The sequence below is a fragment of the Xanthomonas sp. NCPPB 3218 genome (assembly GCF_056725185.1).
Map to the genome: position 1 here is coordinate 329,417 of NZ_CM161516.1, position 18,741 is coordinate 348,157.

Annotated in this window: 16 protein-coding genes; 9 read left to right on the forward strand and 7 right to left on the reverse strand. The window is 65.9% G+C overall.

The genetic code is table 11. The annotated features are described in order from the left end of the window. Positions 1-110 precede the first annotated feature (110 nt). Entirely contained in the window at positions 111-695 is a 585-nt protein-coding gene (locus AC1PLS_RS01430; RefSeq protein WP_039529037.1) for a DUF2059 domain-containing protein, read from the reverse strand. Between the two features lie 56 nt (positions 696-751). On the opposite strand from AC1PLS_RS01430, the gene arfB reads away from it, so the two are divergent. The 4 genes from arfB to dcp all read left to right on the forward strand — a co-directional run bounded on the left by arfB (position 752) and on the right by dcp (position 5,208). After that, positions 752-1,183, forward strand: coding sequence for an alternative ribosome rescue aminoacyl-tRNA hydrolase ArfB (gene arfB / locus AC1PLS_RS01435; RefSeq protein ID WP_006449817.1), 432 nt, complete (start codon positions 752-754; stop codon positions 1,181-1,183). Between the two features lie 2 nt (positions 1,184-1,185). Continuing rightward, positions 1,186-1,815 (forward strand): lysophosphatidylcholine acyltransferase, encoded by a 630-nt coding sequence (locus AC1PLS_RS01440; RefSeq protein WP_024939028.1) that lies wholly within the window; start codon positions 1,186-1,188, stop codon positions 1,813-1,815. Positions 1,816-1,914: 99 nt separating this feature from the next. Next, entirely contained in the window at positions 1,915-2,931 is a 1,017-nt protein-coding gene (locus tag AC1PLS_RS01445) for an isoaspartyl peptidase/L-asparaginase family protein (RefSeq protein ID WP_024939027.1), read from the forward strand. A gap of 108 nt (positions 2,932-3,039) precedes the next feature. Further along, positions 3,040-5,208, forward strand: coding sequence for a peptidyl-dipeptidase Dcp (gene dcp, locus AC1PLS_RS01450; RefSeq protein ID WP_481104109.1), 2,169 nt, complete (start codon positions 3,040-3,042; stop codon positions 5,206-5,208). 118 nt (positions 5,209-5,326) lie between these two features. Here the strand turns inward: dcp and AC1PLS_RS01455 are convergent, their stop codons facing one another. After that, positions 5,327-6,382, reverse strand: a complete 1,056-nt coding sequence (locus AC1PLS_RS01455) for an MBL fold metallo-hydrolase (protein WP_481104110.1) — start codon at positions 6,380-6,382, stop codon at positions 5,327-5,329. A gap of 102 nt (positions 6,383-6,484) precedes the next feature. Here AC1PLS_RS01455 and AC1PLS_RS01460 point away from each other — a divergent pair, with 102 nt between their 5' ends. Further along, on the forward strand, positions 6,485-7,117 hold the full coding sequence (locus AC1PLS_RS01460; protein WP_481104111.1) for a TetR/AcrR family transcriptional regulator: 633 nt from the start codon (positions 6,485-6,487) through the stop codon (positions 7,115-7,117). Between the two features lie 157 nt (positions 7,118-7,274). Here AC1PLS_RS01460 and AC1PLS_RS01465 read toward each other — a convergent pair whose 3' ends face one another. The 4 genes from AC1PLS_RS01465 to AC1PLS_RS01480 form a co-directional block, all read right to left on the reverse strand. Beyond that, complete coding sequence (locus AC1PLS_RS01465) at positions 7,275-7,622, reverse strand: VOC family protein (protein WP_186811005.1); 348 nt, start codon at positions 7,620-7,622, stop codon at positions 7,275-7,277. 77 nt (positions 7,623-7,699) lie between these two features. Continuing rightward, positions 7,700-8,428, reverse strand: coding sequence for a helix-turn-helix domain-containing protein (locus AC1PLS_RS01470; protein WP_104569279.1), 729 nt, complete (start codon positions 8,426-8,428; stop codon positions 7,700-7,702). 145 nt (positions 8,429-8,573) lie between these two features. Continuing rightward, complete coding sequence (locus tag AC1PLS_RS01475) at positions 8,574-9,836, reverse strand: cation:proton antiporter (RefSeq protein ID WP_481104112.1); 1,263 nt, start codon at positions 9,834-9,836, stop codon at positions 8,574-8,576. A 377-nt stretch (positions 9,837-10,213) separates the two neighbouring features. Next, entirely contained in the window at positions 10,214-11,170 is a 957-nt protein-coding gene (locus AC1PLS_RS01480; protein ID WP_228959805.1) for a LysR family transcriptional regulator, read from the reverse strand. 119 nt (positions 11,171-11,289) lie between these two features. On the opposite strand from AC1PLS_RS01480, the gene aceB reads away from it, so the two are divergent. The 4 genes from aceB to AC1PLS_RS01500 all read left to right on the forward strand — a co-directional run bounded on the left by aceB (position 11,290) and on the right by AC1PLS_RS01500 (position 18,424). Further along, the gene (gene aceB, locus AC1PLS_RS01485) at positions 11,290-12,906 is read left to right on the forward strand and encodes a malate synthase A (protein ID WP_228912479.1); all 1,617 of its coding nucleotides are present in this window, start codon (positions 11,290-11,292) and stop codon (positions 12,904-12,906) included. A 178-nt stretch (positions 12,907-13,084) separates the two neighbouring features. Beyond that, positions 13,085-14,380 (forward strand): isocitrate lyase, encoded by a 1,296-nt coding sequence (aceA, locus tag AC1PLS_RS01490; RefSeq protein WP_046345346.1) that lies wholly within the window; start codon positions 13,085-13,087, stop codon positions 14,378-14,380. Between the two features lie 303 nt (positions 14,381-14,683). Then, complete coding sequence (locus tag AC1PLS_RS01495; RefSeq protein ID WP_065033135.1) at positions 14,684-15,760, forward strand: GGDEF domain-containing protein; 1,077 nt, start codon at positions 14,684-14,686, stop codon at positions 15,758-15,760. Between the two features lie 3 nt (positions 15,761-15,763). Beyond that, positions 15,764-18,424: a putative peptide modification system cyclase gene (locus tag AC1PLS_RS01500; RefSeq protein ID WP_481104113.1), complete on the forward strand. Its 2,661-nt coding sequence runs from the start codon at positions 15,764-15,766 to the stop codon at positions 18,422-18,424. On the opposite strand, the gene AC1PLS_RS01505 is transcribed toward AC1PLS_RS01500, so the two are convergent. After that, positions 18,364-18,702, reverse strand: a complete 339-nt coding sequence (locus tag AC1PLS_RS01505) for an NHLP-related RiPP peptide (protein WP_481104114.1) — start codon at positions 18,700-18,702, stop codon at positions 18,364-18,366. The two genes, AC1PLS_RS01500 and AC1PLS_RS01505, sit on opposite strands and share 61 nt — an antisense overlap. Positions 18,703-18,741: the final 39 nt, after the last annotated feature.

Genomic DNA, 18,741 nt, shown 5'->3' on the forward strand with positions numbered 1-18,741 from the left:
GGGTTGGCGCAATCGTCGTCAGCGCCACCACCGCCACCGTCGCAAGCAGCAACCGCCACAGCAGGCACGCTGTTCCGATTCCCCAATCCCGATTCCCCCATCCCCGCCCTTCAGGGCTTCTGCGGTGCCGCCGCCGGCGTATTGACGATCTTTTCCAGATCCTTCTGCAGGTCGGCAAACAGCGGCAGCATCTTCTGCTGGATCGCGCCCATCAGGTTCTGGGTCAGTGCCGGGGTCTTGTCCAGCAGGCTCTGGCCGGCCGAGCTCTCGTAGAACTCGGCCATGGCCAGCACGTCCTCGCGCGAGAACGAGCGCTTGTAGATGTCCACATACATTGGCCGCAGCTCCGACCACGACAGCGCCTTGCGCACGGTCTGGCGGGTGCGCTCCTGGATGCGCTGCAGCTGGGCCTGCTGGTCGGCGTCGAGCTGGCGCTGGGCGGTGAGCTGGGCGAATTGCTGCTGCTGCATCGCTTCGATCTGCGGCAGCATCGTGTCCAGCATGGTCTGCGCGCGCGAGGCGGCCAGCAGGCGGTTGATGTCGGCATCGCTGGGCGCCTGCGCAAACGCGGCGGGCGTGGCCAGCGCCAGCGCGGCCAGCACGATCAGGCGGCGCGCCAAGGCGCGGGCGGCGGCAACGGAACGGGGCGGTGTCATCGGAGCATCCTGCACAGTCGGGGGAACCGGCCGCAGCATACGGGAAGCCGGCGTTCGCGCGCGCGTCCATGCCGGTGCCGATACAATCGGGTTGAATGGCCAGCGACCCGATCCAGATCACCCCCAGCCTGACGATCCCGCCCAGCGAGATCGTCGAGCGCTTCGTGCGCGCCAGCGGCGCGGGCGGGCAGAACGTCAACAAGGTCTCCACCGCGGTGGAACTGCGTTTCGACGTGGCCGGGTCGCCGTCGCTGCCCGAACCCCTGCGCGCGCGGCTGCTGTCGCGGCGCGACCGGCGCATGACCGCCGATGGGGTGCTGGTGATCGACGCGCAGCGCTTCCGTACCCAGGACCGCAACCGCGAGGATGCGCGCGAGCGGCTGGTCGAGATCATCAGTGCCTGCCTGTCGGTGCCCAAGCGCCGGGTCGCCACCAAACCGAGTCATGGTGCCAAGCTGCGGCGGCTGGATGCCAAGCGTGAGCGCAGCCATATCAAGCGTGGACGCTCTGCGTCCCACTGGGAGTAAGCGTGAGTCACACCGACCCGTCGTTGCCACCGGTAACACAGGCCAACATCCTGCTGCAGCCCTCTCCACCCAGAATGCCACGTGCGCACGGCCGCTTCGGCCGCTGGCTGGGGCGCACCGCACTGCGTCTGACCGGCTGGCGCCTGCTCGGGCGGCTGCCCGACGAACCCAAGCTGGTGATGATCGTCGCCCCACATTCGTCCAACTGGGACGGCTTCCTGGGCTTTGCGGCCAAGTTCGCGCTGGGCTTCGACGTGCGCGTGCTGGGCAAGGCGCAGCTGTTCTGGTGGCCGCTGGGTCCGCTGCTGCGCAAGCTCGGCGCCATCCCGCTGGACCGCAGCTCGCCGCAGGGCACCATCGGCCAGGCGGTGCGGCTGATCCGCAATTCCGAACAGATGTGGTACGTGATCACCCCCGAGGGCACCCGCAAGCGGGTGGAGCACTGGAAGGCCGGCTTCTGGAAGATTGCCTCCGATTCCAAGGTGCCGATCCTGCCGGTGTATTTCGACTACCCCAGCAAGACCGTGGGCATCGGCGAGCCGTTCTGGACCGGCACCGACATGGCCGCCGATATCGCTGCAATCCGCACCTGGTACCGGCCGTGGCGCGGCAAGCATCGCGATACGCTGTGAGAATGCGGCCGCGCGCTTGAAAGGTTTTTGTCGCTGCCGGTCGCCTGCATTCATGACCGGCGCCGCCGGGCACCTCGCTGCCTCCAACGAGGAAACACCATGATGGGCTTGTCCGCACGCGCACTGTGTTTGTCGCTCTTCCTCCTGCTTGCTGCCGGCCCGGTGCTGGCGGCCACGCCGATGCTGGTGATCCACGGCGGCGCCGGGGTGGAGAAATCCAGCCTTTCCAGCGAGGAACAGGCGCAGGCGCGCGAGGCGATGCAACGCGCGCTGCGTGCCGGGCACGCGGTGCTGCAAGGTGGCGGCAGTGCGGTGGATGCGGTGGCGGCCACCATCACCGTGCTGGAGGATGCGCCGCAGTTCAACGCCGGGCGCGGCGCGGTGTTTACCCATGACGGCAAGAACGAACTGGATGCCGCAATCATGGACGGCGCCACCGGCAAGGCCGGCGCGATTGCCGGCGTGCACACGGTCAGGAACCCGATCCAGCTGGCGCGCAGCGTCATGGACCATTCCAAGCACGTGATGCTGGTCGGTGACGGCGCCGAACAATTCGCGCGCGAGCAGGGCGTCACGTTGGTCGACCCCAGCTATTTCCGCACCGACAAGCGCTGGCAGCAACTGCAGAAAGCGCGCAAGGCCGAAGCCGGCGACCGTCAGGCGCAGGCCGAACTGGATCTGGAAACCGCCAAGCATTTCGGCACGGTGGGCGCGCTGGCGCTGGATCGCGCGGGACACCTGGCCGCCGGCACCTCCACCGGTGGCATGACCAACAAGCGCTATGGCCGCGTCGGCGATGCGCCGATCATCGGCGCCGGCACCTACGCCAACAGCCAGTGCGCGGTGTCCGGTACCGGCTGGGGCGAGTTCTACATCCGTGCGGTGGCCGCCTACGACATCTGCGCACGCATGAAATACGCCGGGCAGTCGTTGCAACAGGCCGCCGACACGGTAATCGACCAGGAGATTCCCAAGGCCGGCGGCGACGGCGGTGCCATCGCGCTGGATGCGCAGGGCAACGCCGCATTCCCGTTCAATACCGAAGGCATGTACCGCGGCTGGATCGGCGCCGACGGCAGCCCGCACGTGGCGATCTTCAAGGACGAGACGCTGTAGCGCGCGCATCCCCAACCGCACCCATCTTCCCAATCCAACGGCACATGCCGACGCTGCGCAAACCCGCTAGCGTGACCGGCTGCGCTACCCACTCAGGAATCACACGCCATGTCGCGTACCGTCGTTCTGGCCGCTGCCATCACCCTGGCACTGGCTGCTTGTTCTGGAAAAGATTCGTCCGGTAAGGAGTCCACCACCGTGCCCGAAAAGACCGCCACCACCCCGGCCGCGGATGCTGCGCCGAACCCGCTGCTGACCGCCAGCACGCTGCCGTTCCAGGCGCCGCCGTTCGACAAGATCAAGGACGCCGATTACCTGCCGGCCTTCGAAGAAGGCATGCGCCTGCACCTGGCCGACATCCGCAAGATCGCCGATAACCCCGAGCCGCCCAGCTTCGACAACACCATCGAGGCGATGGAGCGCAGCGGCGAAACGCTCACGCGCGTGTCGCGCATCTTCTTCGGGCTGGTGCAGGCCGATACCAGCGATGCACGCCAGAAGATCCAGGAAGAGATCGCGCCCAAGCTGGCTGCGCATCAGGACGAGATCAATCTCGACCCGAAGCTGTTCGCACGCGTCAAGACGATCTACGACCAGCGCGACACGCTGAACCTGGAGCCGGAGCAGAAGCGTCTGGTCGAGCGCGACTACGAAGAGCTGGTGCGTGCCGGTGCGCAGCTGTCGGAGGCCGACAAGGCCAGCCTGCGCAAGCTCAATATCGAAGAAACCACGCTCTCCACCCAGTTCCATACCCGTCTGGTGGCCGCCTCGGCCGCCGGTGCGGTGGTGGTGGACGACAAGGCCAGGCTCGACGGCCTGAGCGAGGGCGACATTGCCGCTGCCGCCGATGCGGCCAAGGCGCGCAAGCTCGACGGCAAGTATCTGCTGACCCTGCAGAACACCACCCAGCAGCCGGTGCTGGCCTCGCTGAAGGACCGCCAGCTGCGCGCCGACGTGCTCAAGGCCTCGGAAACGCGCGCGGAAAAGGGCGATGCCAACGATACCCGCCAGACCATCCAGCGCCTGGCACAGCTGCGCGCACAGAAGGCCAAGCTGCTCGGCTTCGACAATTACGCCGCCTACAGCCTGGGCGACCAGATGGCCAAGAGCCCGGACGCCGCACTCAAGCTGCTGACCGACACCGTGCCGGCCGCCACCGCCAAGGCGCGCCGCGAAGTGGCCGAGATGCAGAAGGTGATCGACGCGCAGAAGGGAGACTTCAAACTCGCCGCCTCCGATTGGGACTTCTACGCCGAGCAGGTGCGCAAGGCCAAGTACGACCTGGACGAGGCGCAGATCAAGCCGTATTTCGAGCTGGACAACGTGCTGCAGAACGGCGTCTTCTACGCGGCCACGCAGTTGTACGGCATCACCTTCAAGCAGCGCACCGACATCCCGACCTATCACGCGGATATGAAGGTGTATGAAGTGTTCGACGCGGACGGCACCTCGATGGCGCTGTTCTACACCGACTACTTCAAGCGCGACAGCAAGTCCGGCGGCGCCTGGATGGACGTGTTCGTCGAGCAGGACGGTCTCACCGGTGCCAAGCCGGTGGTCTACAACGTCTGCAACTTCACCAAGCCGGCCGCCGGCCAGCCGGCGCTGCTGAGCTTCGACGACGTCACCACGCTGTTCCATGAGTTCGGCCACGCGCTGCACGGCATGTTCTCCAAGGTGAAGTACCCCTCGATCGCCGGCACCAGCACCTCGCGCGACTTCGTCGAGTTCCCCTCGCAGTTCAACGAGCACTGGGCGTCCGATCCCAAGGTCTTCGCCAATTACGCCAAGCACTACCAGACTGGCGCGGCGATGCCGGCCGAGCTGGTGGAGAAGATCAAGAAGGCCAAGACCTTCAACAGCGGCTACGCCACCACCGAGTACCTATCGGCCGCGTTGCTCGATCTGGCTTGGCACACCCAGCCGGCCGATGCGCCGCTGCAGGACGTGAGCAAGTTCGAAGCCGACGCCCTGAAGCGCTTCAAGGTGGACCTGGCCGAAGTGCCGCCGCGTTATCGCAGCAGCTATTTCGACCACATCTGGGGCGGCGGTTATTCGGCCGGGTACTACGCGTATTTCTGGTCGGAAGTGCTCGACGACGACGCGTTCGAATGGTTCAAGGAAAACGGCGGCCTGACCCGCAAGAACGGCGACATCTTCCGCGCCAAGATCCTTTCGCGCGGCAATACCGTCGACCTGGCCACGTTGTATCGCGATTTCCGCGGCAAGGATCCCAGCGTCAACGCGCTGCTGGAAAATCGCGGTCTGACGGAGTGAGCGACTGGGTGATGCGCCTGCGTCGCTGGCGCATGCGTGTGCAGTAGCTGCAACAGCAATCGAAACGGGATGGCCACGCGCCATCCCGTTTTTGTTTGTGGATGGTGCACCGCACTGGCTAGCGCGGCGCCACCAGGCCATCCGATGCCTGAGTCGCAGCATCCTGTCGCCACCAACGCAGGCGATTGCCGGGCGCATTCAGATCCACTCGCTCGCCCATGCGCGGCGTCGCCAGTGCAACGCCGGCGCTGTCGGCCAAGGCCACGATCCGGTCCAGCGGTTCCTGCCACGCGTGCATGGCCAGGTCGAAGGTGCCGTTGTGGATCGGCAGCAGGGTCTGCCCGCCGACGTCCAGGTAGGCCTGCAGGCTCTGCTCCGGCTGCATGTGCACATGCGGCCACTGCTGGTCGTAGGCGCCGTTTTCGATCAGCGCCATGTCGAACGGACCGAGCTGTTGGCCGATGGTCTTGAAGTGCGGGCCATAGCCGCCGTCGCCGCTGAAGAACACGCGCAGCTCGCGCTCCTGGATCGCCCAGGAGCACCACAGCGAACGCCCACTGTCGAACAGGCCGCGCCCGGAAAAATGCTGCGACGGGGTGGCGGTGAGTTGCAGGCCATCGATGTTGATCGTGTCCCACCAGTCCAGCTGGCGCACCTTGGCCGGGTCCACGCCCCAGCGCACCAGCAGATCGCCCACGCCCAGGGGCGCGACGAACACGCCGACGCGGTCGGCCAGGGCACGGATGCTGGCGCGGTCGAGGTGGTCGTAATGGTTGTGCGACAGGATCACCCCGGCCAGCGGCGGCAGCTCGTCCAGCGCGATCGGGGGCGCATGGAAGCGCTTGGGCCCGGCGAACGGCACCGGCGAGGCGCGCCTGGAGAACACCGGGTCGGTCAGCCACAGGCCACCGCCCAGCTTCATCAGCACGGTGGAATGGCCCAAGCGATACAGGCTGCGATCGGGCGCGGCAAGCAGTTGCGCGCGTGTCAGCGGCTGTACCGGCAGTGGCGCGGACGGCACCGTGGTGCTGGGTTTGTCGAAGAGGACGGTCCAGATCAGGCCGATCTGCTTGCGCAGGCTGAGCGCGGTGGTCGGCAGCGGCAACGCATTGCGGAACCGGCCGCCGCGAAACTGCGGCGAATCGGCATACGGGGAGGGGCGAGAGGAAGCCATGGGGAGTCCGATCAGGAGCAAGGAACGACAGCAGGAGGAAATTACACCGAGCAGTGTAGTTTCATTCCGCTGAAAGTAAACTGCCGGGTGTAAAATGATCCGATGTCGAGCGCATCTTCCCCCCGGCCCGCGCCGCAGCGGCTGACCGACCGCAAGCGCCACGCCATCGTCGAGGCGGCCATTGTCGAGTTCCGTCAGCATGGCTTCGAGGCCACCAGCATGGACCGTGTGGCGGCCACCGCGGGCGTGTCCAAGCGCACCGTCTACAACCATTTCCCCAGCAAGGACGCGCTGTTCGGCGAGATCCTGCGCGGGCTGTGGCAACGCAGCGCCGATGCGGTGAATCTTGTCTACCGGTCCGACCAGCCGCTGCGCGCGCAGCTGATCCAGCTGCTGCAGCAGAAACTGCACCTGCTCGACGACCCGGCGTTTATCGACCTGTCGCGTGTCGCCATTGCCGAAGGCATCCATTCGCCCGAGCGCGCGCGTGCGCTGATCGCGCAATTGGGCAGCAAGGAAGAAGGCACCACCACCTGGGTGCGCGCCGCACTGGCCGACGGCCGGCTGGCGGGCGTGGAGCCGGAGGTCGGCGCGCAGCAACTGCAGGCGTTGATCAAGGGCTTTGCGTTCTGGCCGCAGATCGCCATGGGCCAGCCGCCGCTGTCGCCGCAGCAACGCGCCCAGGTGGCCGAATCGACGGTGGCGATGTTCCTGGGTTTGTACGGGCGCGAGTGATCGTCTGCGATGCGCGTGCCAGCGCAGCGCCGCCCCGCATCGCAGGCCGGATCTTCCTCGCATTGCAGGTCGACCGCAGCGCTGCAGGGCAAGGACTGCGTCTTGCGCCGCGTTGTCTATGCAACCCATGCCGCTACAGCCTGCGCATGTTGCGCGCTCAGTCCTTCGACCACACCGCCAGCGCATAGCCATGCGGATCGGTGAAATGAAAACGTCGCCCGCCGGGAAACGCAAAGACCGGCCTGGTGATGTGCCCGCCCGCCGCTTCGATACGGGCCTGGCTGTAGGCGAGGTCGTCGGAGGCCAGGACCACCAGCGCACCACCGGGCTGGGCGAGGCCGTGGAAGAAGCCACCGCTCAGCCGGCCGTCGCGGAATTCGCAGTAATCCGGGCCGTAATCCTGAAACGTCCAGTCGAAGGCCTGCCCGTAAAAAGCCTTGGCGACGGCGATCGAGTCGACGGCGAACTCGAGGTAGTCGATGCGGTGCTGCGGCGTGTTGTCGATCATGGCGTGGTGTCCTCCGCGAGTGGAGGTACAGCATGCAGTCGGCGCGTATGACTGGCTTGGCGAAAACGGCCAACTCAGCGTGCGTGGCGCCGTACCAACACGCGCGGGCTCAGGCCGGTGAGCTGGCGCGCATCGCGCACCAGGTGCGGCGCATCGCCGTAACCGGCATCCAGCGCGGCGTCGGTAAGACTGCGGTGCTGGCCGGCGATACGCAAAAAGCGCTGCAGACGCAGCACCCGCTCCAGCGTCTTGCTGCCATAGCCGAACGCATCCTGGCAGCGGCGGCGCAACGAGCGCTCGCTGAGGCCAAGCGCCTGGGTCAATTCGCTCAGCCGGGCGGGGGTGCCGGCACGCAATCGATCGAACAGCCACGCCATCTGGCGGTCTTGCGATGTGCCGTGCTGTCGGCACAGCGCCTGCAAGGTGTGTAGCGGGTCGGCGCCGTCTTCCAGGCGGTGTTGCCAGGTGCGCCCTTGCACGCCCCACAGCGATTCCAGTGCAACGCGTTGGTCGGCAATGGCATGCAGCGGGAGCTTCAACAGGCCGGCTGCCGCACCCGCTGCCAGGCGCACCCCGCTCAGCGCACTGCCCGGTGCCAACGCTGCCATGGCGGCGGTGCGATCGGGCCCGGCAACCAACAGCAGCGTGCCATCCCAGATCAGATCGACGCTGCCATCGGGCAAGACCAGCACGGGGTCCGTTGCGGCCGTGCCCTGGCGAAACCGCCAACTGCACTGCAGCTGCGTGTGTAACGCCGGCGGTGCCGGGCTTTCGGCATAACAGGACTCGGAGAGTTCGGACATCAGTGTGTTGTGCGAAGAGGTGGATGCCGTGCGGCTCGGTGGCCGCGGCGATGAGAGTGCATGGCGTCGACCGCATTCGGTCGACATCGCAGGCCCGAGCCGACGCAACCATCTTGGCCGCATCCGGCAGCCTGGCGCTGCCTCGTCAATGCGGCCGGTTGCCCGCGCCCAGCCCGTTGGCGGTGACGGTGTGCCGGCCGCGTTGCAACCAGGCCACCGTCGGCGAGGCCATCACCGTGGTCACCAAGGTCATGCCAAACAGCAGGGTGAACAGGTCCGGCCCGATCACCCCGCTGTCCAGGCCGATCTTGATCACCACCAGTTCCATCAGGCCGCGTGCGTTCATCAGCGAACCCACGCTCAGGCTATCGCGCCAATCGTGGCCGCTCAGGCGCGCGCCCAGGGTGCAACCGAGCAGCTTGCCGGTGACCGCCACGCCGACCACCAGCGCAAAGCCGGCCACACCTGCGCCGACGAACACGCCGGGGCTGGTGGCCTGGCCGGCGACCGCAAACAGCACCGGCATCAGCAGGGTGATCGCCAGGGGTTCGATGCGCCCGGCCAGGTGTTCCAGCAGGCGGTCATCGCGCGGTACGCAGATGCCGAACAGGAATGCGCCGAAGATCGCATGCAGGCCGATCCATTCGGCCGCTGCGGCGCAGGCCAGCATACCGATCAGCACCCACACCAGCGCCGTCGGCGCATAGCCTCCATCGCTTGCGCGCGGCTTTAGCACTCGCGCATACATCGGCTTCAACACGCCGAACACCACCGCAATCAGCACCACCGCACCGGCCGCAGTGAACGCAATGCCGCCATGGCTGTTGCCGCCGGTCAGGGTGAGCACGATCGCCAGGAACATCCACACCGTGGCATCGTCGATCACCGCCGCGCCCAGGGCCAGGCGGCCGGCCGGGGTGCGGGTCATGTTGCGGTCCTTGAGGATGCGCGCCAGCACCGGAAACGCAGTCACCGACATCGCTGCGGCAATGAACAAGGCGAAGGGCCAGAAGCCGATGCCCTGCGGAGCAAAGCGCGCAAATAACCATGGTGCGGCAGCCAGCCCCAGCAGCAACGGCAGTACGATACCGGACAGCCCCACCAGTACTGACGCGCGCACCTGCGCAGTGGTGCCTTCCGGCGCACGCAACTCCACGCCGACGATGAACATGAAAAGCACCACGCCAATGTTGGCCAAGCCCGACAGTGGCGGCAAGCTGCTGGAGGCGAACAACACGCCATGCAACTCCGGCAGCCACGCGCCGAATGCGATCGGCCCCAGCAGCAGGCCGGCGGCCATTTCGCCGATCACCGGCGGCTGCCCGAAGCGTTGCAGCAGCGCACCGCATGCACGCGCCGCGCCCAGGATCAGCGCCAACTGCACCAGCAACAGCATGGTCGGATTCATTGCGTCAGCCTTGGCTGGTTGAGTCGGCTCGCCCCTGCAGTGCGGGACGGCTGCGCATCTGGTCAGTTGTTTCCCCGGACTGATCAGCGGTGACATGCTGTCCCCACAGCATCGGCCTAGTCTATGACGACAACCGCCGTGCGGTTGCATCGAGCCGACATGCTGCGGCAATGCGGCGTGGTTCGCGCTGCAGGCGGGAACCGTCGTCGGTGCTGCTTGTGTGCGCTTGCACGGCTTGATCGAACGACGCCGTCAACGGCAACCCGCATGTCGCGCACGGGATCGCAGATGGAGAGCGCGTGGCGGCCTCATGCGCGGTGCCTGGCGAGCAAGCTCAGGCGCGATGCGAACTCACGCGCGCACAGCCGGCAGCAGACTCACCGCTCCGAATCGCCACTCTCGTCATACCCGCGCGGGGTAAACAGGTCCGGCTGGATCAGCTCGATAAAGGCGCGCGCCTGCGGCGACAGATACTTGCCCTTGCGCACCACCACGCCGTAACTGCGGGTGGGGAAGTAGTCCTTCAGCGAGCGGGTGGCGAGTTTGTCGCGGTCTGCATCGGTGACGCAGATCGCGGTGACGATGGAGATGCCCATGTCCATCGCCACGTATTGCTTGATCACTTCCCAGCCGCCCACCTCCAACGCCACGGTGTAGGGCACGCGTGCCTGCTGGAAGATCAGATCGACCAACCGATAGGTCACCTGCCGGCGCGGTGGCAGGATCAGCGGATACGGCGACAGATCCTGCAGCGTGACCGTGGACTTGCTGGCCAAGGGGTGGTCGGGCGGTGTGATCAGCAGCTGTTCGAAGCGATACACCGGCGCGTAGTTGAGGTCGGCCGGCACGTCCAGCATCGAGCCGATCGCCAGGTCCACCGCGTCCTCGCGCAGCAGGTCGGTGCCGTCGGCGCTGATGGCGTTGTGCAGGGTCAGCCGCACGTCCGGGTGGCGCGCGCGGAAGTTCGCCACGATGCGCGGCAGCAGGTACAGGATGGTGGAGCTGTTGGCGGCGATATTGAGCTCGCCCGCATCCAGCCCGCGCACCTTCTCGCGAAAGCTCGCCTCCAGCCCATCCAGGCTCTCCACCAGCGGCAGCGCCATGTCGTAGAGCAGCTGGCCCTCGCGGCTGGGTGCCATGCGGCGCCCCGAGCGCTCGAACAGGGCTACGCCCAGGTCGCGTTCCAGCGCCTGCAGTTGTAGCGTCACCGCCGGCTGGCTCACGTACAGCGCCTCAGCCGCCCGTGAGACAGACCCCAGACGCACCGTCTGGCAGAACGCACGCAGGGGCTTGAGCCGGTCGGATTTGTAGGAAAATCGCGGGGTTGGCGACATCTGGGTGTGTTCTGAAACCCAATATAAGTCAGGCTTATTTACAGCATTGATAAAACTGCTTTGTCAAATATTTTCCGTCGGCGCACGGTACAGGTCCGGATGCACAAGGACTCCCCAACATGTCTGCCACCGCTTTTGCCCCACGTCCCACCGAACGCGCAACGCCCGGGCTGTCGCTGACCACGCAGATCGCAGGCCAGGCAGAACTGCTGCCGGCCGCCGCGCTGGCCTTGCTGGTGTCGTTGCACCGCGCGATCGAACCCGGCCGCCAGCAGCGCCTGGCCCGCCGGCGCGCCCGCCAGGCCGAGTTCGATGCCGGCCAGCTGCCGGATTTCCGCCCCGATACCCGCGCCATCCGCGATGGCGACTGGCGCGTCGCCGCACTGCCGTCGGCGCTGCAGGACCGCCGGGTGGAGATCACCGGCCCCACCGATCCGAAGATGGTCATCAACGCGCTGAACTCCGGCGCCAAGGTGTTCATGGCCGACTTCGAGGATTCCACCGCGCCGACCTGGCGCAACCTGCTGGCCGGCCAGCGCACGCTGGCCGCTGCGGTGCGCGGCGATCTCAGCTTCGATGCGCCCAACGGCAAGCATTACGCGTTGCGCCCGGAAGCCGAGCGCGCCGTGTTGATCGTGCGCCCGCGCGGCTGGCATCTGGATGAGAAGCACGTGCTCATCGATGGGCAGCCGCTGGCTGGCGGCCTGTTCGATGCGGCGGTGTTCGCCTTCCATAACGGTCGCGCGCTACTGGCCAAGGACCGTGGCCCGTATCTGTACCTGCCCAAGTTGCAGAGCATGGAAGAAGCCGCGCTGTGGGAGACCGCGCTGGCGCATATCGAAGCGATGCTTGGCCTGCCGCACGGGCAGATCAAGGTGACCGTGCTGATCGAAACGCTGCCGGCGGTATTCGAGATGGACGAGATCCTGCACGCGCTGCGCGAGCGCATCGTCGGGCTCAATTGCGGCCGTTGGGATTACATCTTTTCGTATCTGAAAACCTTCCGCGCGCATCGCGACCGCGTGTTGCCCGAACGTGGCCAGGTCACCATGACCCAGCCCTTCCTCAAGGCGTATTCGGAACTGTTGATCAAGACCTGCCATCGCCGCGGCGCCCATGCGATGGGCGGCATGGCGGCGCAGATTCCGATCAATCACGACGAGGCCGCCAACGAGCAGGCGATGGCGCGCGTGCGTGCCGACAAGCTGCGCGAAGTCAGCGCCGGCCACGATGGCACCTGGGTGGCGCATCCGGCGTTGATTCCGGTAGCGATGAAGATCTTCGACGAGCACATGCCCACCGCGCATCAGCAGCATGTCTTGCGCAACGACGTGCAGGTGACGCGCGACATGCTGATCGCGCCTTCGCCAGGCACCGTCACCCGCGCCGGGTTCGAAGGCAATGTCGAAGTCTGCGTGCGTTATCTGGCGGCCTGGCTGGACGGCAACGGATGCGTGCCCATCCACAACCTGATGGAAGACGCCGCCACTGCCGAAATCAGCCGCGCGCAGCTGTGGCAGTGGTTGCATCACGGCCAGCACCTGGACGACGGCACTGCGATCGATCAGCCCCTGTTGCAGGCCACGTTGCGTGCGTTGCCGGCACGCCTGGGCGCGACCGATGCACTGCCCGGCGCCGCACGCATCGACGACGCCATTGCACTGCTGGACACACTCAGCCGTGCCGATGCGCTGGCCGACTTCCTCACCGTGCCGGCGTATCGCCTGATCGATTGAGCCAACGCTGCAGCGACACGCCGGCGCACGCGCGCTGCCGCTGCAATCCATCCACGTCATGCACCACACCGCCGGTTGCGCCCACGCGCGCAACGACGGCCTTGCCATGCCCGGGGCGTATCAATGCGCCCCTTCCTTCCTCGTTGCATCCGTCGTATCCCTGCCAGGAGAACGCACCATGAGCAGCACACTGCAGACCGCCGAACAGATCCAGCAAGACTGGGCCAGCAACCCGCGCTGGGCCGGCATCACCCGCAACTACACCGCCGCCGACGTGGTGCGCTTGCGCGGCACCGTGCATGTCGAGCATTCGCTGGCGCGGCTGGGCGCGGACAAGTTGTGGAATGCGTTGCACGCCACGCCGTTCGTCAATGCGCTGGGCGCGTTGACCGGCAACCAGGCGATGCAGCAGGTCAAGGCCGGCTTGAAGGCGATCTACCTGTCCGGCTGGCAGGTCGCCGCCGATGCGAACCTGGCCGGGCAGATGTATCCGGACCAGTCGCTGTATCCGGCCGACTCGGTGCCGGCGGTGGTCAAGCGCATCAACAACACCTTGTTGCGCGCCGATCAACTGCATCACGCCGAAGGCAATGACGAGATCGACTTCCTGCAGCCGATCGTGGCCGATGCCGAAGCCGGCTTTGGCGGCGTGCTCAACGCCTTCGAGTTGATGAAGGCGATGATCGAAGCCGGCGCGGCCGGGGTGCACTTCGAGGATCAGCTGGCGTCGGTGAAGAAGTGCGGCCACATGGGCGGCAAGGTGTTGGTACCCACGCGCGAGGCAATCGAAAAGTTGAATGCCGCGCGTCTGGCGGCCGATGTGCTGGGCGTGCCCACGCTGCTGATCGCGCGCACCGATGCCGAGGCGGCCGATCTGATCACCAGCGACGTGGATGCAAACGACCAGCCGTTCACCACCGGGCAGCGCACCGTCGAAGGCTTCTTCAAGACCCGCAACGGGCTGGATCAGGCGATCAGCCGCGGGCTGGCCTACGCGCCGTACGCCGATCTGATCTGGTGCGAGACCGGCAAGCCGGATCTGGAATTTGCGCGCGCCTTTGCGCAAGCCATCCATGCCAGATTCCCCGGCAAATTGCTGGCCTACAACTGCTCGCCGAGCTTCAACTGGAAGAAGAACCTGGATGACGCCACCATCGCCAAATTCCAGACCGAGTTGGCGAGCTACGGCTATAAATTCCAGTTCATCACCCTGGCCGGCTTCCATGCCCTGAACTACGGCATGTTCAACCTGGCGCACGGCTACGCACGCCGCCAGATGAGCGCCTTCGTCGAGTTGCAGCAGGCCGAGTTCGCGGCGGCCGAGATGGGCTTTACCGCAGTCAAGCATCAGCGCGAGGTGGGCACCGGCTATTTCGACGCGGTGACGCAGGCGATCCAGCAGGGCCAGTCGTCCACCACCGCGCTGCGTGGCTCGACCGAGGAAGAGCAGTTTCACGGCGAAAAGGCCGCATAACCCAGCGCGCAGGCGCCGCGACCGCGTGCCGGCCGGCCGACGGGTGAAACGGAGCAGCGGGCTTCGCCCACCGCCAAGCCCGCGCTAGCACCGCTGGGGGTGGTGGTGGCCTGTCGGAGAGGATGGCGGGCTCTGCCGGGAGCAGGGGAGAGGGGCTCGGGAAACCGAGCCCGATTTTTTTTGCCAATACCCGTCATTTCGTCTCAAGCTCAATGAGAGGGAGTGTGACCTGGTGCTGAACAAAACGCTCCTGTACGATGCTGAGGCAGGCCGGCGCTGCAGGTCGGTCTAAGGGATTTTGGGATGACGTGCCATAACACTGCCGGCGCAGTGGAGCCGACGGGGAGCGTTGCAAAGACGCTGTCGGACGGGCTGCATGCGCTCATGACTGCCGAAGAGCTGGGGTTTTTCGCCCGCTTTGGCCGCGCCCGCGAATTGGCCGCCGGCCAGGCGCTGTTCGAGCGCGGTGCAGTGGGCACGCAGATGTTCATTGTGGTCAGTGGCCAGATCGATCTGGATTTCGGCGAAGACCTGATGCTCAAGCACCTGGGTCCGGGCGAATTCTTCGGCGAACTTGGCCTGTTGATCGGCGACCATGCGCGCAGTGCCGGCGCCAGCGCATCCACCGACACCCGTTTGATCGAACTGGCGCACGAGGACTTCCAGCGCCTGGTCGATCACGACCCGTCGATGGTGGCGCATTTCCTGCGCCGCTCCATCGTGCGGGTGGTCAACAACGAGCAGCTGCTGATCCGCCAGCTGCGCCGGCGCAACCACGATCTGGAAGCGGCGCTGGACAACCTCTACGTCACCTCGCACCAGCTCAACCACACCGAGGAACTCAGCCGCACCGACGAACTCACCGGCCTGCACAACCGCCGCGGGCTCGCCCTGCATCTGCAGGAATGCCGGCGCGCCGGTCGCGTGCCCGGGGTGGGCCTGATCCTGATCGATTGCGACCGCTTCAAGCGCATCAACGACGAATTCGGCCATCTCGCTGGCGACCGCGTGCTGCAGAACGTCGCCCACGCGCTGCGTTCGGTGATCGCCGACGGTGACCTGGCCTGCCGGCTCGGCGGCGACGAATTCTGCGTGCTGGTCGCGCAGGGCACCCGGGAGCTGCTGCACCACATCGGCGAATGCATCGTGCGCGCAGTGGAAGCGCGGCTGTGGAACGGCCAGAGCGAACAGGGCTGCTCGGTGAGCCTGGGCCTGTGCATGATCGATGCCGACGCGGCATGGAACGATTGGTACACGCTGGCCGACAGCGCGCTGTACGAAGCAAAGCGGCAAGGCGGCAATGTGTTGTGCATGCATGAAGCGCTGGGGTCGGGCAGCACGCAGCCACCCGGCAACGCAGCCACATCGGACAATCGCTGAGCAATGAGCGCCCGCACCCACGCACGCAAGGATGCGTCGTCGGAAGCGATCCAGGCGCCGCGCTTGCGCACCTTGCTGCTGACCGACCTGTGCGACTCGACCGCGCTGGTCGAGCGTATCGGTGACAACGCCGCCGCCGCGCTGTTTCGCGAGCACGACCGGCTGGTGGTCAAACTGCAGCAGCAATGGCGTGGCCGGCTGATCGACCGCTCGGACGGATTGCTGCTGTTGTTCGATCGCCCCATCGACGGCCTGGGCTTTGCGCTGGATTACGCCCGTGGCCTCAAGGCGATGGGCGATGCGCGCGCGCTGACGCTATGCGCGCGGCAGGGCCTGCACGTCGGCGAAGTGCTGACCTGGCGCAATAGCGACGAAGCGGTCAGCATCGGTGCCAAACCGCTGGAAGTCGAAGGCCTGGCCAAGCCCACCGCCGCGCGCCTGATGTCGATGGCGCGGCCCGGGCAGATCCTGTTGTCGGCAGTGGCCGAGTCGTTGACCCACCGCGCCGCACGCGAACTGGGCGACCGCGGCGAACGCATCCTGTGGAAATCCCACGGCCGCTGGCGCTTCAAGGGCGTGCCCACGCCGATGGAGATCTATGAGGTCGGCGAAGTCGGCCTGACGCCGCTGCGCACGCCGAAGAATTCGGCAAAGGCCTGGCGCGATGTTCCGCTGTGGCGACGGCCGGCGGCACTGTTGGCGGAAACTGCCTTGGTCGTCGCCGTGTGCGTGTCGGCGTGGTTTTTCACCCGTTCCGAGCCAGCCATTGCGTTCTCCGAACGTGGGTGGGTGGTGGTCGGAGATCTACGTAATCTCACCGGCAATACGTTGCTCGACAGTTCGCTCGACCAGGCGCTGCGCATCAGCCTGGAGCAGTCGCGCTACGTCAATGTCCTGAGTGAGATGAAAGTGCGCGACACCATGGCGCGGATGAAGCGCGATCCGGATCGCGTGATCGTCGATCGCGCCATCGCCTCGGAAGTGGCGCTGCGCGATGGTGCAAGCGCTGTGCTGCTGCCGACTGTCGCGGAGATTGGCGGCAAGCTTCGTTTCAGCGTTGAGTTGGTGGATCCGCGGACCCAGACCACGGTCTACTCGGAGTTTGTGCAAGGCGATGGCTTGCCATCGGCACTGTCCTCGGTGGATCAGGTGACCCGCAAGCTCAGGCAGGGCCTGGGTGAGGTGGTGGCCTCGATCGACAAGAATTCCGTGCCGTTACCCGCCGTGACCACGTCAAGCCTGGATGCGCTGCGGGCTTATGCCCTGGGGGTCGACGCGACGGCGAAAGGCCAATGGAAAGAAGGGTTGGAACTGTTCGAGCGCGCGGTGGCCATCGATCCGGAATTTGCGCTCGCGTATCTGGGGGCGGCACGCATCAAGGTGGCGGTCTCCGATCGCCGTGGGGCGCTTCCGTACCTGGAGAAGGCAATTCGTTTCCGTCAGCGTTTGCCTGAGCGTGACCAGTTGTACATGGATGCATGGGCAGCCGAGTTGCTAGCACCCGACAAGGCATTGACGCTATGGAGAACGCTGGCCTCGCTCTACCCGGACAATTTTGCCGGCACCGCGAACGCATCGTGGCACCTGTTCGTTGCCAATCGTTTTGCCGACGCGTTGCCATACGCGCAGGCGGCCGATGTTCCGCAGGATCCGCTGCGCGCGATCGCGACTGATCGGGTTGGACGCATTCTGCTGGCACAGGGAAAGGCCGAAGCGGCGCTGCAGCGTTTTTCCATTCCTGGTGATGCCGATCGTGCCGGCCCGCTTCGGCGCCAGGCGAACGCGCTGGCGGTGTTGAACCGCCATGTCGAAGCGAAGCAAACGCTCGACAGGATCGTCGAGAAAGGCTACGCCAACGACGATGTGGTGCCATTGATCGATCGCACCAGCATCGCAATCGATCAGGCCGACTGGACCGCTGCGCGCGCAGCGATCGCACAAGGTCTGGCGCGCAGCAAGCAAGGCGACGATTTCAACCATCGCCAGTTCTCGGTCATTGCGGTGACGAGCGATGCGTTGGCCGATCCATCCCTGGCGACGGCGGCAGCGCTCAAGCCGACGTTCGATTGGCTGGTGTCTGCTGTCATTGACGATGGATCGGCAACGGTAAACCTGCAGGACAATGCCGCGATGGTGCTGATCCTCGCAAGCCAGGCGCAGCGGAGCGGCGATGACAGCCTCACCGCCCGCGCACTTGCAGCGATCAAGCCGGCGCTTGTGCATGAAACACCGGTGCTTGCCGACCTGCGCGCCATTGTCGAAGCCCAACAGCTGGCACTGTCGGGCGACCGTGCAGCAGCCATCGCGCGCCTGCCGGTCAATGACGATGATCTTTTCCAGACACGCGTGACGCTGTACACGCTGTTGCACGACAGCGGTCGGCACGCTGAAGCGTTGCAACAGGCACGTTGGCTGCTTCTCCATCGCGGGCGTGCTTACATCGAAGCAAATGCGTCGCAAACGCTGCAGCCGCTCAATGTTGCCGATGCGCGTCTGGCCCAGCTCTGGATGGCCGAATCGCTGCACGCACTCGGCCGTAGCCAGGAGGCGCGCGAACAGGCCCAGGCATTTGCGCGCGCCTGGCCTTTACCGAGTCTGCCTGCTTACTTGCGTAACAGGGTCGAACGCATGCTGTCCGATTCGAAGGCGAAGATCACGGTGTGATTGGCCTTTTCGATCAGGTAGCTCTGCAGCTCGGCGCGAGCCGCTGCAATGTCCTGCTTGGATGCGAGCTGATTGGTGTTCATGCAGTAATAAGCCTCTCCTACGCCGGGGACGGCGTTGTCCGCACTCACGCCAGGTGCACCGATCTGGGCAAGCGCCTGCGCCGGATTGCATTGAAAACAGTCGCGGAAGTCGTCGTCGGTTGCCAGTAGCTCCAGCAGCTTGTCGGCTGTGGATGCATCAAACGGAAGATGAGTGTCATTGGCTGCGTCGGTCATGGTGTGGCTTACCTGGAGAGTGAGGGAGTGTGCTGTCGT

What these genes read in the sequence shown, in the direction of transcription:
- AC1PLS_RS01480 (WP_228959805.1), bottom strand. Translation starts at nt 11,170, where the DNA reads ATGTCGCCAACCCCGCGATTTTCCTACAAATCCGACCGGCTCAAGCCC.
- AC1PLS_RS01460 (WP_481104111.1), top strand. Translation starts at nt 6,485, where the DNA reads ATGTCGAGCGCATCTTCCCCCCGGCCCGCGCCGCAGCGGCTGACCGAC.
- AC1PLS_RS01445 (WP_024939027.1), top strand. Translation starts at nt 1,915, where the DNA reads ATGATGGGCTTGTCCGCACGCGCACTGTGTTTGTCGCTCTTCCTCCTG.
- dcp (WP_481104109.1), top strand. Translation starts at nt 3,040, where the DNA reads ATGTCGCGTACCGTCGTTCTGGCCGCTGCCATCACCCTGGCACTGGCT.
- AC1PLS_RS01470 (WP_104569279.1), bottom strand. Translation starts at nt 8,428, where the DNA reads ATGTCCGAACTCTCCGAGTCCTGTTATGCCGAAAGCCCGGCACCGCCG.
- AC1PLS_RS01500 (WP_481104113.1), top strand. Translation starts at nt 15,764, where the DNA reads ATGAGCGCCCGCACCCACGCACGCAAGGATGCGTCGTCGGAAGCGATC.
- AC1PLS_RS01505 (WP_481104114.1), bottom strand. Translation starts at nt 18,702, where the DNA reads ATGACCGACGCAGCCAATGACACTCATCTTCCGTTTGATGCATCCACA.
- AC1PLS_RS01430 (WP_039529037.1), bottom strand. Translation starts at nt 695, where the DNA reads ATGCTGCGGCCGGTTCCCCCGACTGTGCAGGATGCTCCGATGACACCG.
- aceA (WP_046345346.1), top strand. Translation starts at nt 13,085, where the DNA reads ATGAGCAGCACACTGCAGACCGCCGAACAGATCCAGCAAGACTGGGCC.
- AC1PLS_RS01495 (WP_065033135.1), top strand. Translation starts at nt 14,684, where the DNA reads ATGACGTGCCATAACACTGCCGGCGCAGTGGAGCCGACGGGGAGCGTT.
- AC1PLS_RS01475 (WP_481104112.1), bottom strand. Translation starts at nt 9,836, where the DNA reads ATGAATCCGACCATGCTGTTGCTGGTGCAGTTGGCGCTGATCCTGGGC.
- aceB (WP_228912479.1), top strand. Translation starts at nt 11,290, where the DNA reads ATGTCTGCCACCGCTTTTGCCCCACGTCCCACCGAACGCGCAACGCCC.
- arfB (WP_006449817.1), top strand. Translation starts at nt 752, where the DNA reads ATGGCCAGCGACCCGATCCAGATCACCCCCAGCCTGACGATCCCGCCC.
- AC1PLS_RS01455 (WP_481104110.1), bottom strand. Translation starts at nt 6,382, where the DNA reads ATGGCTTCCTCTCGCCCCTCCCCGTATGCCGATTCGCCGCAGTTTCGC.